The sequence below is a fragment of the Serratia sp. N21D137 genome (genome assembly GCF_047530005.1).
Classification (GTDB): domain Bacteria; phylum Pseudomonadota; class Gammaproteobacteria; order Enterobacterales; family Enterobacteriaceae; genus Chania; species Chania fonticola_B.
Genome location: NZ_JBLJAJ010000111.1, coordinates 1 through 920 on the forward strand (window position 1 = coordinate 1; position 920 = coordinate 920).

The following is a 920-nucleotide window of genomic DNA, read 5'->3' on the forward strand; positions in this document are numbered from 1 at the left end:
CGGCGTTTTTCAAGCTAGTTGTCACCATTGACCGTTTTAAGCGGCCTGTTTTTCTTTAGTCGGCTCTCTTTCTGGATTCAGCGTTGTCGGTCCCACTGGTGTGCAGTTTCGTATTTCGCGCTTTCCCCAACGACTTGGATTAGCCGCTTTCGCAGCTTCGATGTACACTTTGCGCTGAGCCAGAATGACGCTATCCTGACCTGTATGACGTTGGTGTGGCGTCACGAAGCGCAATTGACTGTGCTTATGTTCGTAGTTGTACCAGCGCGTAAATTTCAGCACCCATCTCCTTGCATCATCAAGACTTTTAAACCCTGCTGAGGGCCAATCTGGTCGGTATTTGCAGGTTCTGAACAAGGACTCTGCAAACGGATTATCATTGCTGACCCGCGGTCTGCTGTACGAGGTGGTCACCCCAAGCTCATACGCTTTTATCCGCATGGTTTGCGATTTCATCGGTGCGCCGTTGTCTGAGTGCAACACGACACCACTGTGTAAACAGTTCTCCCGTACCAGCGTTTGCTCTAACAGCTTCGCGGCATGTTCTCCAGACTCCTGTTCATACACTTCGTTGCCGACAATCTTACGGCTGAACAAGTCTTCCAACATGTACAGATAGTAAAACTGCCCACGCACCGTGCTGGGCAAATAAGTAATATCCCAGCAAAACACCTGACCTGGACCTGTCGCGGTATAAGTCGTTGGTAACACAGAGCCTTTCGGTGCTAAGCTGCGGCCACGATGATGGAGTTGCCCCTGAGCTTTTAAGACCCGGTAAAATGTCGATTCAGACCCATAATATTCGCCACTATCTAACAAGGTCGGCACGATTTGTGATGGGGGTAGGCTGGCAAACTGCTCCCGATTACACAGCTCGATGATTTGCTCTCGTTCCGCTTGCGTCAGTTTATTTGCTGGCT

At 50.2% G+C, this 920-nt stretch carries 1 protein-coding gene; it reads right to left on the reverse strand.

The features are described 5' to 3' along the window. Positions 1-36 precede the first annotated feature (36 nt). Positions 37-920: IS3 family transposase (locus ACMV5H_RS25550; RefSeq protein WP_414822807.1), on the reverse strand; the 884-nt coding region annotated here is incomplete at its 5' end.